The organism is Polyangium sp. y55x31, from assembly GCF_029946505.1.
In the GTDB taxonomy this organism is placed as follows: Bacteria; Myxococcota_A; Polyangia; order Polyangiales; family Polyangiaceae; genus Polyangium.
The window spans coordinates 292,270-306,899 of record NZ_JARZHG010000004.1; the positions used below are offsets into that span (position 1 = coordinate 292,270).

Annotated in this window: 10 protein-coding genes; 2 read left to right on the plus strand and 8 right to left on the minus strand. The window is 70.2% G+C overall.

The window, feature by feature from the left end; translation table 11 throughout:
- Positions 1 to 87 precede the first annotated feature (87 nt).
- The 3 genes from QHF84_RS10200 to QHF84_RS10210 are packed head-to-tail and all read right to left on the minus strand — an operon-like array spanning position 88 to position 7,939.
- Positions 88 to 4,734 carry an AAA family ATPase gene (locus QHF84_RS10200; RefSeq protein ID WP_281313032.1) on the minus strand — a complete coding sequence of 1,549 codons (4,647 nt, stop codon included), beginning with the start codon at positions 4,732 to 4,734 and terminating at the stop codon, positions 88 to 90.
- Positions 4,731 to 7,382: a glucosidase gene (locus QHF84_RS10205; protein ID WP_281313033.1), complete on the minus strand. Its 2,652-nt coding sequence runs from the start codon at positions 7,380 to 7,382 to the stop codon at positions 4,731 to 4,733. Before QHF84_RS10205 ends, QHF84_RS10200 begins: the two co-directional genes overlap by 4 nt.
- A gap of 50 nt (positions 7,383 to 7,432) precedes the next feature.
- Positions 7,433 to 7,939: a peptidylprolyl isomerase gene (locus tag QHF84_RS10210; protein ID WP_281313034.1), complete on the minus strand. Its 507-nt coding sequence runs from the start codon at positions 7,937 to 7,939 to the stop codon at positions 7,433 to 7,435.
- Positions 7,940 to 8,021: 82 nt separating this feature from the next.
- On the opposite strand from QHF84_RS10210, the gene QHF84_RS10215 reads away from it, so the two are divergent.
- On the plus strand, positions 8,022 to 8,906 hold the full coding sequence (locus QHF84_RS10215) for a radical SAM protein (protein WP_281313035.1): 885 nt from the start codon (positions 8,022 to 8,024) through the stop codon (positions 8,904 to 8,906).
- Here QHF84_RS10215 and QHF84_RS10220 read toward each other — a convergent pair whose 3' ends face one another.
- Positions 8,907 to 9,215, minus strand: a complete 309-nt coding sequence (locus tag QHF84_RS10220) for a (2Fe-2S)-binding protein (RefSeq protein ID WP_281313036.1) — start codon at positions 9,213 to 9,215, stop codon at positions 8,907 to 8,909.
- Positions 9,216 to 9,273: 58 nt separating this feature from the next.
- On the opposite strand from QHF84_RS10220, the gene QHF84_RS10225 reads away from it, so the two are divergent.
- Positions 9,274 to 9,408, plus strand: coding sequence for a hypothetical protein (locus QHF84_RS10225; protein ID WP_272419605.1), 135 nt, complete (start codon positions 9,274 to 9,276; stop codon positions 9,406 to 9,408).
- A 102-nt stretch (positions 9,409 to 9,510) separates the two neighbouring features.
- Here the strand turns inward: QHF84_RS10225 and QHF84_RS10230 are convergent, their stop codons facing one another.
- The 4 genes from QHF84_RS10230 to QHF84_RS10245 are packed head-to-tail and all read right to left on the minus strand — an operon-like array spanning position 9,511 to position 14,600.
- A complete protein-coding gene (locus tag QHF84_RS10230; protein WP_281313037.1) occupies positions 9,511 to 10,935 on the minus strand; it encodes a GAF domain-containing protein in 1,425 nt (474 codons plus the stop codon).
- Between the two features lie 57 nt (positions 10,936 to 10,992).
- Complete coding sequence (locus tag QHF84_RS10235; RefSeq protein ID WP_281313038.1) at positions 10,993 to 12,078, minus strand: acyl-CoA reductase; 1,086 nt, start codon at positions 12,076 to 12,078, stop codon at positions 10,993 to 10,995.
- A complete protein-coding gene (locus tag QHF84_RS10240; protein ID WP_281313039.1) occupies positions 12,075 to 13,190 on the minus strand; it encodes an acyl-protein synthetase in 1,116 nt (371 codons plus the stop codon). Before QHF84_RS10240 ends, QHF84_RS10235 begins: the two co-directional genes overlap by 4 nt.
- A 60-nt stretch (positions 13,191 to 13,250) precedes the next feature.
- Positions 13,251 to 14,600, minus strand: coding sequence for an aspartate aminotransferase family protein (locus QHF84_RS10245; protein WP_281313040.1), 1,350 nt, complete (start codon positions 14,598 to 14,600; stop codon positions 13,251 to 13,253).
- Positions 14,601 to 14,630: the final 30 nt, after the last annotated feature.

The following is a 14,630-nucleotide window of genomic DNA, read 5'->3' on the forward strand; positions in this document are numbered from 1 at the left end:
TCGTCATGCGTGGAGCACGCGAAGACGGAAACGAGCGCAGGGGACGGATCGGCGAAGGTCGGTGAGGGGTCCTCGGTCGAATCGATTTTAGCGTCGGCAGCGGGAAAGGGCATACGCGATCCCCGCCTGGAGCGTGCTCCGCGTGGGGACCTTCGCGCCGAAGTCGATGTCGAGCTTCACGAGCGCCTGCGCGACGTCACCGCGGATACCAGTGATCACGACCTCGGCGCCGAGCAATTCGACGGCGCGGACCGTGTCGAGCAAGCGGGCCGCGACGTGGCTGTCGACCACGCGCACGCCCGTGATGTCGATGATGAGCGCACGCAAGACCCGCTTGCTCGCGCCTTCGAGCGCGACGCGCAGGAGATCCTCGGCGCGCGCAGCGTCCACGGTGCCGACGAGCGGGATCACCATGACGTTGTCGGTGATCGGTACGAGCGGCGCGGAGAGCTCGGCGAGGCGCGCGCGCTGCATTTCGATCATCGCCTGCTCGAGCGAGGCGCGCTCCGCCTCGGCCTTGGCCCGGCGCAAGAGCTCGGCCTGGAGGCCGTCGTTCGCCCGCGCGAGGTCGTCCGTGCGGCGCCGGACATCGGCGAGGAGAACCGCGTTTTCGAGCGCGATCGCCGCCTGCGACGAGAGGAGCGAGAGCAGCTCGACGCGGTCCTCCGAGAATGCATCCTCGACGAGGCGATTTTCGAGATAAAGAATGCCCGAAAGGGCGTCGCGGTGGACGAGCGGCAATCCGAGGAAGGAGCGGGGCGCGGCGCTCCCGAGGTGCGGATCGGCCTCGAACGGCGTTCCCGCCGCGCCGCGACCGATGACGACCGACGAACGCGTGCGGGCGACGTATTGCACGACGCTCGGCGCGACGCCCGAGGCCTCGGCGAGCGGGCGCATGGCGCCGACGTCCGCGCCGTCGACGGTCAAGGTGGCGCCGACGAAAAGCTCGCCGCGGCGCACGAGGACGAGCGCGGCGCGATCGGCGCCCGCGACTTCGAGCACGGTGCGGAGGAGGCGTTCGAGCAGGCGTTCGAGGTCGTTTTCGCCGGCGATGGCCTGCGCCGCGCGCACGATGGCCATCACGTCGAGCGATCGGCCGCCGCGCGAGGGGCGCTCGGTACGCCGAGCCGGTTTGTCCGCGGCGACGAGGCCGCCCCAATCCTCGGACGATTTCGGGCCGAAGACGTCGGCGTGCCGTGATTCGAGGTCGCGCACCTTCGCCGTCGCGCCCCAGCGCGAATACGCGCGCATCGCGGCTTCGAGATAAGGCCGCGCGAGCTCGGGCCTTCCGCGGCCGGCATAATACTGGGCGGCGCGCTCGCAGGCGAGCGCCTCGTGGTGCAAGAACCCGTTTTTCCGGGTCGCCTCGATCGCCTCGTCGTAAAGCTCGCGGGCCTCGCCGTGGTGCCCCTCCGCGGCCTGGATTTCCGCAGATACGAGGCGATGCAGCGGCAGCCAGTTGTCCGGAAAAAGCCCGACCCCGGCGCCGAGCTTCGTGTGGTGGGGCGCGAGGCGCTCCCGGAGGCGCGCGCGCTCGGCCTCGTCCGCGCCGGAGAGGCGCGCCGCGAAGGTGAGCGCAATGGTGAAGGTGGCGAAGGTCTCGAGGTAGAGCCACATGCCCGCGGCCATCTGCTGCTCGGCGCGCTCGGCCCATACGAGCGCGCCGTCGAGATCGCCGTGGAGCAAGCAGAGCTGCGCCCGGAGGGCGTGGTGCATGCACGCCGCATATCCGAAATTCGCATCGATTGTCTGAACGAACGCTGCGTCGTCGAAATCGTCGCCGTCGAACGAGGTGGGCCCCTCCGTGCGCCCTTCGAGGGCGTCGAGCATCCGGCCGAAGGTGGCGAGCGTGTGCGTGGCGAGCGGATCCAGCACGTCCGGCAGGATCACCGACGCCTTGCTCCACGCCTCGCGCACGGAGGCGAGCGGCTCGGCCGCCCAGTATCGCAGGGCAACGCCGAGGTAGAGCGAATACGAGACGTACGGGACGTCGCCCATTTCGAGGCTATGGACGAGCCCGCGCTCGACGAACGGGAGCGCGTGCCGGACGGGCAAGAACGGCGTGGAGCACGCGCCGATGGTCCAGGACGTCCTGCCGCGGAGCGCCGGGTTTTCGATGCGATCTTCGAGCAGCACCGCGAGGTCGAAGAAGCCCCGCGAGGTCTTTGCGTCGCCGAGGATCATCGCCAGCATGAGGGCGTAACTCGCATACGCATACGCCGCGACGTCGGCGTGGCCGTGCTCGACGCAGGCGGCGACGAGGCGCACGATGACCACGAGATAAAGGGCCTGATCGGCGATGTACGTGGGCGGGACGAGCGCCGTGAGCAAATCGAGCTGGGCGACGACGCGTGGATCCTCGATACGCGGGGCGCGCGCGAGATCCTCCGGTGAACGCCCGCCCAGGAGGCGCGCAATCTCGGCGAGCGCCCCCGGGAGCGACGCGGCCTCGGCCCCTCGCTCGGGCAAAACGACGCCGAGCTCGGACAATCCCTCGCGCCCGGCGGCAATCGCGTCCATGTATCGGCCGCGCGAGACCCGGAGGGCGAGGCGCTGCCCGTGCACGCGCGCTCGTTCGAGGGGCGTCTGCGCGTGCAAGAGCGCCTCGGAGAAAAGCGCCTCGGCGCGCTCGGCGTGACCTTCGATGTACGCGCATTCGGCCCGCGAGGCGAAGAGCCCGAGAGCGAATGCGGGATCCGACGCGAGCGCGGGCGGCGAGAGGAGGGAGGCGGAGGCGTCGTAGAAATCGACGGCGACGTGAAAAGCAGCCTGCGATTGGGCCTTGCGGCCCGCCTCGAAGAGCAGGCGCGCGACGGCGCGGCGTTCGTTTTCGTCGTCGAGCAGCGAGGCGCCCTCGCGGAAATGGTGGGCGACCTCGAAGAGCCGATCGTCGGATGCGCCGGGTTCGGCGCGCAGGGCGCGGCCCATGGTGAGGTGCACGCGCGCCCGCTCATCCCCTTCGAGGAGCGATCGCGCCGCCTCGCGCACTTTTTCGTGGACGAAATGGTAGGTGCCGGTCCCCGGGACGATCATCCCGAGATCGATCGCCTCGGCGAGCGCCGCGGAGAGGCCGGACTCGGGCGCGTCGAGCACGGCTTCGAGTTTGTCCTCCTCGAATCCATGGCCCAGCACGGCCGCGGCGCCGAGGGCGCGGCGCGCCTCGTGGGAAAGCTTGCTCAGCCGGTCGGCCACGAAGCGGGCGGCGTCGTCCGGAATGGGGACTTCGAGAATGCGCCGTTCGTCCCACCGAACGGCGTTCGTCGCGGGATCCCGATCGACGAGGCCCTCGGAGAAGAGGGCGTCGAGCACGTGCAGGACGAGGAATGGATTGCCGCGCGATTTGCGGTGCAGAAGGCGCGCGAGAGCCGCGACCTCGTGCTCGGGCACGGAGAGGACGTCGGCGACGATGCGCCCCACGTCGTCGGGCTCGAGCGGGCCGAGCAAAACCTTTCGCAGGGCGACGGCGCGCGAAGCCATGGATGCGAGGAAAACGCCGAGCGGCCGCGCAGGCGTGATGTCCTCCTCGTGCGCCGCGCCGAGGACGAGCAAATGCGAGAGGCCCTCGTCGGCGAGGACGTCGCCGAGAATGGAGAGCGTGTCGGAATCGGCGTGATCGAGGTCGTCGAAAAAGACGGCGACGAGCGGCCAGCGCTCGCAGAAGACGCGGAGGAAGGCGGAAAGGGCGCGCCCCACGCGGCGGCGTGATTCTGCGGCGCCGAGCTCGGGGAGCGGCGGCGATTTCCCGAGGACGAGGGCGACGTCGGGCGCGAGGTCTTCGAGCACGGCGCCCTCACCGTCGAGGGAATCGAGGAGGCGGGCGCGGATCGTTTCGAGGCGCTCTTCCGGCTCGGCGAGGGCGCGGCGCGCGAGGGCCGTGACGAGCTCGGCGAGCGGCGCGCGGGGAGCGGCGCCTTCCTTGGGTTTTGTCGTGACGAACAGGCCGCCCTGCTGGGTGATTCGCTCGCGCGCCTCGGCGACGAGCGTGGATTTGCCGGAGCCGGCTGGGCCCACGACGAGCACGAGCTCGAGCGCGCCGGACATGGCCCGCTGCACGGATTCGGCAATCGCGCGGGCCTCGGCCTCACGGCCGAAGGTTTTGTCCCAGAGGCGCCGATCGTCGGGGCCGTCGCCGGTGCCGAGCGGAAAAGGCGCGGCCTCGGGGCCTTCACGCAAGAATCGTTCGAGGTCGAGCGCGAGCGCGCGGCCCGTTTGATAACGCTCCGCGGGCGCCTTCGCGAGGAGCTTTTGCACGATGTCGGAGAGCACGCGCGGAACGGACGCGGCGCGCTCGTGCGCGGGTATGGGCGCGCGCGCGAGGTGCGCGTGGGCGAGCGCCAGCGGGTCGGCGGCGACGAAGGGCGGCGCCCCCGTGAGCATTTCGTAAAAGAGGGCGCCGAGCGAATAGAGATCCGCGCGCCCGTCGAACCCGCGGCTCGCGCGCCTCGTACGCTCCGGGGCGGCATACGCGAGCGAGGCCTCGCGGGAAGGCACGCGACCATCACCTCCGCTGCGCGGGCCCGAATCCGAGAGAAATGCGTCCCCCGACGCGGGATCGACGAGGATCGTCGTGGGGGATAGATCGCCGTGGACGCGGCCCGCGCGGTGGAGCTCGTCGAGCGTGAGGGCGAGCGCGAGCGAAATGCGCGCGGCCGCCTCGGGGGTTTGCATGGGAGACGCGAGGACGGCGGCGAGGGTCGTTTGCCCCCGCTCGTCTCCTTTGCCCAGGCGGCTCATGCCGAATCGTGCCTCCGATGCCGTTCGAGTCGCAGCACGAGATCCCCGACGAGGCCCGTCCAGCCGGTCTGGTGCGAGGCCCCGAGCCCCTCGCCGGTGTCGCCGTGGAAGTATTCGTAAAAGAGAAGGTTGTCCCGGAAATGGGGGTCGAACTGGAAGATGTCGGTATCGCCGTAGACGGGCCTTTTCCCGTCGGGGCCACGCTCGAACAGGGCGACGAGGCGGGCCGCGATCTCGTCGGCGGCCTCGCCGAGCGTGCGCGGCCCGTGCGTGCGCGTGGCCGGGACGCGCAGGATGTCGCCGAAGCCGTGTTCGAGGCGGAGGAGGGAGCGATAAATCATGTATGCCGTGGGCATCCAGACGGGTCCACGCCAGTTCGAGTTCCCGCCTTTCATGCGGCTCTTCGATTCCCCCGGCTCGTAGCCGACCTCGAGCCGCTGTTTTCCTTGCCAAACGACGACGGGCCGCCGCGCGTGCTCCTTCGAGAGGGAGCGCGGGCCGAACGGCGAGAGGAACTCGTCCTCGTCGAAGAGGTGGCCGAGCACGCGTTCGAGCTTGCCGGGCGGAATGGCCGTGAGGACATAGCGGCCGTCAGGGCGCTTGACGAGGGCCTCGGCGAGGTGAGGGTTTTTCCCGAGGAACCACTCCATGCGACGGCGGAAGTTGTCGAGCTTGCGATGGACCTCGGGGCCGATGACGTGCACGGCGAAGAGCGGAATGAGGCCGACCATGGAGCGCACGGGCAGGTGGCGCGGCTGTCCGTGGACGGTGAGGATGTCGAAGTAAAACCCTTCGGCGTCGTCCCAGAGCGGGATCTCGGGGGGCTCGGCGTGATGGAAGGTGTAGGCGATGCGGAGGAAATGCTCGAAGAACTTGCTCGCGGCGTCCTCGTATGCGGAGTTTTCCATCGCGAGCTCGAGCGCGATGCGCATGAGGTCGATGCAATACATCGCCATCCACGCGGTCGCGTCGGCCTGTTCGAGCTTCACGCCGGGCGGGGGCGGCTCGCTGCGGTCGAAGACAGAGATGTTGTCGAGGCCGAGGAAGCCGCCCTCGAAGACGTTGTTCCCCTCGGCGTCGCGCTTGTTCACCCACCAGGCGAAATTGATGAGCAGCTTGTGGAACATGCGTTCGAGGAAGAGGCGGTCGCCCTTGCCGCGCTGCTTGCGCTCGATTTTGTAGAGCTGGTAGGCGGCCCAGGCGAGGATCGGCGGATTGAGGTCGCCGAACTCCCATTCGTAGGCGGGGACCTGGCCGTTCGGGTGCTGGTACCACTCCTTGACCATCAGCTTGAGCTGGTTTTTCGCGCGGTCCATGTCGATCGGCGCGAGCGCGAGCGCATGGAAGGCGAGGTCCCAGGCGGCGAACCAGGGGTATTCCCATTTGTCCGGCATGGAGATGACGTCGGCGACCGAGAGGTGGCGGAAATCCTTGTTCCGGCCGCGGAGCCGCTCGGCCGGCGGCGCGAGCGCGTCGCCGCGGAGCCAGACGTCGACGTCGTAATGGTAAAACTGCAAGGACCAGAGCAGGCCCGCGGAGGCCTGGCGCTGGATCGAACGGCGCTCGTCCGACATGTGCGGGCCCTGGATGGCCAGGTAAAACGCGTCGGCCTCGGCCTTGCGTTTCGCGAGGAGCTCGTCCGAGCCCTCGAACGGGGCCCGCTCGGGCGCGGGGCTGAGCCGCGCGCGGAGGACGACGCGGCCGCCGGCAGGGACGTTGAAAACGCGCCACGCCGCCGCCTTCGAGCCGCGGCCCTCGGGGTTCGTCTTGGATTCGTCGCCGTGGATGACGCGCGCGTGGAAGGCGTCCTTGACGTAGGGCGTGCGCGAAGGCGAGCCGAAGAGGCGCTCGGTGTTGGTCTCGTTGTTCGTGAACAGGAGGGTCGTATCGTCGCCCTCGATGTAGAGATGGAATTCGCCGAGGTCGTGGTGACTGCAGCGGAGCGACACGAACCCCTCGCCGCGGTCGCCTTCGTGGATCTCGGGCGGCGCGACGACGACCTCGTCCCACGACCAGGTGTTGCGGAACCAGAGCTGCGGCAGGACGTGAATCGGGGCGTCCTCGGGGCCGCGGTTCTCGACGGTGACGACCATCAAGATGTCATTGGGCGTGCGCTTCGCGTATTCGACACGGACGTCGAAATAACGGCCCTCGTCGTAGAGGCCGAGGTCCCAGGTTTCGAGCTCGGGCTCGTCGCCGCCGCGCATTCGATTGCCCGCGACGAGGTCCTCGTAGGGGTATCGGCGCTGGGGGTATTTGTAGAGGAAACGGAGGTAACTCGACGTCGGGGTCGCGTCCTCGTAATGGTAGACCTCCTTGACGTCCTCGCCGTGATTGCCCTCGGCGTTGGTGACGCCGAAGAGGCGCTCTTTCAGAATGACATCCCGGCCGTTCCACAGGGCGAGCGCGAGGCAGAGGCTCTGCGTGCGATCGCAGATCCCCGCGAGGCCGTCCTCGTTCCATCGATAGGCGCGGCTCTGCGCGTGGTCGTGCGGAAAATACCCCCAGGCATCACCGCTCGCGCTGTAGTCCTCGCGCACCGTGCCCCAGGCGCGCTCCGCGACGTAGGGGCCCCAGTCCTTCCAGCGGAGGACGCGCTCGCGTTCCTGGGCCAGTCGATGGTGCTCCTCCGTCCTCCACGCCTGCATGCCTCGAACATATCAGGGATCGAAGCAGCCCCAAGCGCCCGAGGGCACGATCACTCGGTGCGCTGGATGATGTGAAAACCGTAAGCGGTCTCGACAACCTCGCTGATCTCGTTGATCTGGAGCTCGAAGGCCGCGTCCGAAAAGGCCTTGACCATGGCGCCGCGCTCGAACTGGCCGAGATCCCCGCCACGCTCGGCCGCCCCGGGCTCGTCGGAGCACTCGGTGACGACCGACTCCCACGCCGCACCCGAGCGCAGCGCGCGCAGGCACTCCTCGGCCTTCTTCTTCGCCTCTTCGCGGGTGCGCGTGACGTTCTCGGGGCGCTGCTGCGAGCGCTGGTGCATGACGAGGATGTGGCGCGCGCCGATGCGGGTCGGCAAACGCGCGAGCCGCTGCCGCTCGCGCTCTTCCACAGCCTCGCGCTCGGCCGCCCGCGCAGGCCCGATCGTTTCGAGGCCACCCCCGGTCCAGTCCGGCCCCGTGGCGAGCGTGGTGCACGCGGGACAGACGAACGCGAGCGCGAGGAGAACGGAAACTCGGCCAGCGAGGGCTGCCATGGGGCGGGAACGTGGACCAGAGGCCGCGGGCGCGCAAGGGGGTTTGGAAGGCTCGTCCGACTCGTCTGATACGATGGGAGGCGTGCCGCTGCTCGACGTGGTCCTCGGCTACGACTGCAACCTCGCGTGTACCTACTGCACGATCACCGATGCGATGCGGCGTCGCGCGCTGTCCACGGAACAGGTGGCGCGGGAGATCGATCGGGCTGCCACACGCGGCTTCCGCGATGTCGCGTTCACCGGCGGCGAGCCGACGATCCGAAGCGATCTGCCTGCGCTCGTGCGGTACGCGAAGAAGCGCGGGTTCGAGCACGTGAAGGTCGCGTCGAACGGCCTCCGGTACGCACACGCGCCGTACCTGGATCTGCTCGTCGAGGCAGGCGTCGATCAGTTCCACGTGTCGATGCACGCGAAGGCCGACGCGGCGTACGAGGAGACGGTGCAACGCGAAGGCACGGCGGAGCTCAGGCGAAAGGCGATCGAGAACCTCGTCGCGCGCAAGCTCGATCCGATCGCGGATCTGATCCTGAAGGAAGATACGTACCGGGACGTGCGCGGCTGGGTCGAAGGGCTCTTCGCGCAGGGAATCCGGCATTTCCGGCTGTGGCTCGTGTCGCTGACGGACAACAATCGCGCGAACGTGCATCAGCTCCCGCGGCTCTCGGACGTGGCCGCGAAGGCGCGCGAGGCGTTCGAGACGGCGCGGGAAGGAGGCTACGAGGTGCACGCGCTGCACATCCCGCGCTGCTTTTTGCCGGGATACGAGGATCACGTGCGGCATCCGGGCGCGGACCTCGTGCGGGTCGTGACGCCGGACGAGGTGTTCGATCTGAAAAACTCGCGCCTCACGGGAGGCGTGAAGCCCGCGGGTTGTGAAGGCTGCCGGTACTTCGATGCGTGCCCGGGCCTCAGGCCCGACTACGTGGAGCGGCACGGCGCGGACGAGGTGCGCGCCGTGCCTGCGTGATCAGCCCTTCGGTTCGTGGCCTTCGCCGTGGTGCGGGCCGCCGCCGGGCAGGTCGAGGTCGTCGAGGCCCGCGAGGACGGAGAGCGAAACGGGGTGGTACGGGGGCCGCGGGGTGATGGGCTTGTCGACGTCGCCGCCGCGCTCGGCGACGAGGCGCGCGCAGAGCGCGAGGCACCACTTGCCCTGACACCAGCCAGTCCCGAAGCCGGTGTACCGCTTGACCGACTCGATGTCGCGGTAGCCACGCTCGAGCGCCGCTTCGAGCTCGTGGAGCGTCACGTCCTCACAGCGGCAAACCAGGGTTTTCATGCACGAACCTCTCGCGGGATGGTAGCGCCCCCCCGGGGGGATCGGCTATACGGGGGGCATGCCTCAGAAACCGCAGGTTCGTGCCAAAGAGAAGGTCCGCCAGACGCGCAGGCTCGCCCGCTGGCGCGCGAAGAAGGCCGCCGAAGCCCAGACGCAGGCGCAGCAGAGCCCCGCGCCGAAGCCGGCCTCCTGAAGCCAAACGTCCGTGCCGTGCGTCTCGCGCGCACGGCATCGGACGGACGTTCTCGACGACAGCACGAAACCAAGCGCGCGTGATCACGCCGCGCGCGAGTCTTCATTCCATCTCGCCGCTGTCCGCCTCGGCCTCGGCCTCGTTCGTTTCGGACGCGTCGGGCGGCGCCTTGCCCTTCTTCCGCTCGGCGCGAATCGAGGCCATCTCGGCGCGTGACGGGTTGATCACGAGGAAGCCGTGATCGGCGTCGAGCAGCGCGACGTCGCCGGGAGACGCCCACTGGAAGAGGCCCTCGACCTGCGTGATCGACGGCACGCCGAGGAGGCGCAAGAGCACGGGCGTGCGGGGATCCGAGGCGCGCTCGCTGAGCACGACGCCCACGGGATGCGTGCGCGCCGAGACGACGAGGTCGAAGACGGTGAGACGATCGCCGATGAGCACGGCCTTCGTCGGGAGCTCGGCGCGCGCGTCGGGCGTCGCGAGCATGACGAGCGCGTCGCAGAGGTCTTCCATGTCGCGCGCGCGCTCTTGCAGGAAGGGATCACCGACGATGCCGTTCGCCGCGCGCACGCCTTCCCGCGCGACGAGGCCGAGCGCCTGCGCGACGCCGTGGCCCTCGGCGACGAGCTCGAACGCGCGCTGACGCAAGCGCAGGTCGCCGATCATGAGCTCGTACGTGGAGAGAAACGCGGACTCGCGCGCGAGCCCGAGGTTCTGCGCGCGGGCGACGAGTGACGAGAGCGCTTTTTCGGCCGCGTTCCAGGCCCCGCGCAAGAGCTTCGGATCCTCGACCGTGCCCTTGCGCTGCGGGGACGTGGCCGGTCTGCGCAGGGCCGCGACGGCGCCGAGCGAACGCCCCGGGACCGAGGGAACGCCGGGGAGCGTGACCTTGCGCGTGCCGCCGCCGGTACGACGGAGCTTCTTGTCGCGCAGCTCCCGGAGCACCTCGGCATGCCGGATCGCCGAGGCGATCGGCGCGGTGAGCGCGACGAGCAGACGGACGTCGCTCGGGCGGTACGCTCTGTCGCCCGCGCGCTGCACGACGATCGCGCCGAGCACGCGGTCGAAGCCGAGGATCGGGACGGCGAGGAAGACGGGGTAGCGGTCCTCGTCGATGAACGGAAACGCGCGCCAGCGCTGATCGCCGGGCGCTTTCACGACGGCGACGGGCCGACGGGTCGCGACGGCCGTGCCCGTGAGGCCCTCGCCGACGGTCATGCGCACGGTGCCACGCGCGCCCACGGGAAAACCGACGTTGCCGCGCAGGACGAGCGCGTTGCCGTCGCCTTCGAGCAGGTAGAGCGAGACGATCTCGGCCTGGACGATGGCGGCGATGCGCTTCGGGGCCTCGTCGAGGAGGACCGAGAGCGGCATCGGTTTGGCCACAAACGAAACGAAGTCGAGGACGCGGTCGAGGCGAACCTCGCGTCGGGTCGGGTTCTGCGACTCGGGCGGCGGAGGCAAGGTCGAGACGACCGGCGTCACGGCGGGGTCGATCTGGACTTCGTCGGAGGGACGCGACGGCATTCGGGCCGTACCATACCAGGAGGGGCGGTCTTGGAAAGCGGTCGCAGTCAGTCCCGATCAAGCGCGGGACGGGCGCAAGTCCACGGGCCCATCGAGAGGCGGGCGCTGCATCGCGCCGAGCGGCGAGCATCGCGCAAACGGTGCGCGTTCGCAGACGGCGCGCGCGAGGAGACCGTCGTCACAGAGGCCGATGGCTGTGACGAACGGGGCCCACGGGGCGAGGAGGTTTGGTGCATCGGTGGGCGCGAGCGCGACGACGTGAACGACACGCGCAGGTGGTGGCAGGACGAGCGCGCATGGAGAAGGGTCGAAGCCGACGGCATGCGAGGGGCGCGAGAGGAAGAGGCCGACGGCCTCCATGGAGGCGCCGTACAGCGCGATTTCCGCGGCGAGAGCAGGGTCGAGGGGGCCGCGGGGGACACGCGCGGCGGCGCGGGAGAGGGCGGCGTCGAGCGCTTGGACAAACTGCTCCGCGCGGGCTTCTCCGCCCTCGACGAGGACGAAGCGCGGGGACAAACAGCCGCGTTGATCGAAGGGGACGATGTCCCACGCGAGGGACGCGGCGGCGTCGTCGATCGGAGCGTCCCCGCCGATGACTGCGAGCCCGAGGCCGGTGCCGTGTCCGCGCACGCAGACGCCTGCCGGCAGGCCTCGTGTGACGGCTTCGATCGAGGCGTCCGAGCCGTAGACGTGTAGCTCGTCGCCCGGCGCGGGCGTGATGGATGCGGCGCGCGTGAGGGAGGCGTGGTGCGTCCGGACGAACGCTTCGTCGGCGGAGAGCGCGCGGACGAGGAGGTCGGTGACGACGGGATCGCGGCGCGAGGGACGGACGACGATGTCGGGCGAGGTCGCGGCCGCGAGCGCGAGCGCGCGGAGCGGCGCGGTGCAGACGTTCGCGGCGAGGATGACGTGGCAGCGGGGCGCGCGGCCCGTGCGCGCGAGGAGCGTGTCGATCTCGGCGTCGGTCGCGTGCGTCTCCAGGTGCGCGGAGAGCGCGAGCTCGACGCCCTTCGGATCGAGCCCGGTGACCGCGGGCAAACGCGCCCGCGCTTCGGCGCCGAGCGGATCGTTCGGATCCTGGATCCGCCGGCCCGCGGCGATCACGCGCAGAACGCGCGCCCGCGCCTCGGCCTCGGCGCTCATGACGAACCGCGCGAGAGGACCTCGTCGATCGCGAGCGAGCATCCCCGCGGCGTGGCGCCCGGCGCGCGGCCGAAGAGCTCGACGCCTTCGTCGGTCACGCGCCCGAGGTCCGACGTCTGGATCGCCACGGACGAGTCGACGTTCGCGAGGTCGACGAACCGCAGGATGCCCGTCTCGCCCGGCGCGAGCGGCGCGAGCGTCGTGGGGTCGCAGGCGGTCACGCGCATCCACGGCGGCGCGACGTAGACGCCGTGCCGCGTCGTGGTTCGAGCGCCGAGCGCAGCCGCGAGCGTGCCTTCGTAGAGCTGGCTCGAAAGCTCGGTCATGCCGTACTCGCCGACCACGTGGGCCTCGGGGACGCCGAACAGCGAGGCGATCGCGCGCCGAAGCTCGGTCGGCTCGACCTCGCGCGAGCGGCCTTTGAAGCCGCCCGTCTGCATGACGCGGCTGCCCGGCGGGAGCGAAAAATCTCGGGTCCCGGCGCCGTCGAGCAGGTGCACGAACGCGAAGGATGCGCCGAGGACGAGCACGGGTTTCCCCGAGGCGCGCGCTTCGGCCGCGACGCGCGCCACGCCCTCGATGTCGAGCACGCCTTCGCGCACGTGGAAGCTCGCCGGGCCGCGGAGCTCGCGGGCGAAGAGATCGAGCATGAAGCCGAGCGACGAGTCGGCGACCTCTTCGAGGGACGGCGCGAGCACGAGGACGCCAAGGTCTTGACGATCCGGCCAGAGCATTCGCTCGCCCCAGCGCAGCGCGACGAGCTCGTACGTCGCCGTGGTGCGGAACGGATGCTCCCCGCGCGCCTCCTTGCCCTGCGACGTGCCGCTCGTCCGGAACACGCGCATGTCCTCAACCGGCGCGTGCGCGGCGATGCGCGCGAGGCGGAAGACGTCGCAAGGGAGCGCGGGGATCACGGAGGCATCACGCGCGCTCGCGAGATCGATGCCCCGCGCGCGGACGAGGCGCCCGAGGGCGGGCACGTGTGTGGCCTGGAAACGCGCGAGCGCGAGCGCGAGGTCGTCGAAGGGCTCGGGCGGCGCGCCGCGCAAGATTCCCTCGACGAACGCCCGCACGCGCTCGTGCAGCGCTTCGCTCGTCGGCCGTACCGTCACGCGGCGATTCCTAGCAGGAGCGAGGCAAGGCCGCCAAGCGAGCGGCCTTCGGTCATCCCGTCAACCGAGCGACGCCTTCATCGCGTTCGCCGCCGCCGTGAGCTGCTCCTCGGCGATCGTGAGCGGCGGCGTCCAGGTGATCACCTCGCCCTTCTGTCCGCCCGTGATCACCACGTAACCGGCCTCGAGCATGCGCCGCATCGTCTGCAAGGCGAGCGCGCCGCTCTCGAACACGACGCCGAGCATCAAGCCCTCGCCGCGCACCTCGACGACGCCCGGCGCGCCCGCGAGCACCGCCGCGAGGTACTCCTTCGTCCGCGCGCCGATCTCGCGCGTCTTCGCGACGAGCTGGCGGAACCGGAGCGAATCGAGCGTGGCGATCGCCGTCGCGCACGCGAGCGGCGCGCCTGCGTGCGTGGACGTGTGCACGACCTCGCCCTCGCGCGCCCACGCCTGCATGACCTCGTCGGCCGCGATGCACGCCGCGATCGGCAAGCCACCGCCGAGGCCCTTGCCGAGCACGAGCACGTCGATCGACGCGCCCACGGCCGTCGATCGCACCATCGAGCCCGAACGACCGAGCCCGGTCCAGATCTCGTCGGCGACCACGAGCGCGCCGTACCGATGCGCGAGCTCGCAGAGGTCCCGCAAGAACCGCTCGGGCGGCACGACGATGCCGCCGCGGCCGAGGATCGGCTCGACCAGCACCGCGCCGACGTTGCCCGCCGCGAGCGCCTTCTCCACGGCGCCGAGCGAGCGATCGAGATCGGCCTCCGCCGCGGGATACGGCGCGAACGAGACGTGCGGGTTGAGCTGGAGGTTGAACGGCTCGCGATAACTCTCGCGCAGCCCGAGCGCCGCGAGCGGCCCGTAGCCGAGGCCGTGATACGCGCCTTCGAACGCGACGACGCCGGGTTTGCCCGTGGCGAGCGTCACCGTCTTCAACGCGGCCGTGATGGCGTCGCTGCCGCTCTGGCAAAGCAGCACGCGCGGCGAAGGGCCTGGATGCAGCGACGCGAGCCGTTCGAGCAGCGCGACCTTGATGTCGGCGGCGTACACGTCGCCGAGCGCCTGGATGAGCCGATCGGTCTGCGCCTCGATCGCGCGCGTGACGCTCGTCGCGCCGTGACCGAGCAGGAGCGATCCGAAGCCGGCCACGAGGTCGACGTAGCGGTTGCCATCGACGTCGAACAGGTTCGCGCCCTTGCCCGAGGCGAGGACGATCGGCGTCATCTCGGCGCCGCTCGACTCCTCGCGTGTTTTTCTCCGCGTCCCGAACGCCGGGCACTCGACGCGTTCGAGCCTGCCGAGGAGGCTGCGCGACGCGGGGCCCGGAGGCGGCACACGGATCTCGGGGAGCTGATCACCCGTCTGTTCCTCTGCGGGGGCGGGAAACTCGCTGAGGGGCATGTCGTTTCAACTAGCACGCACGAGCGTGGC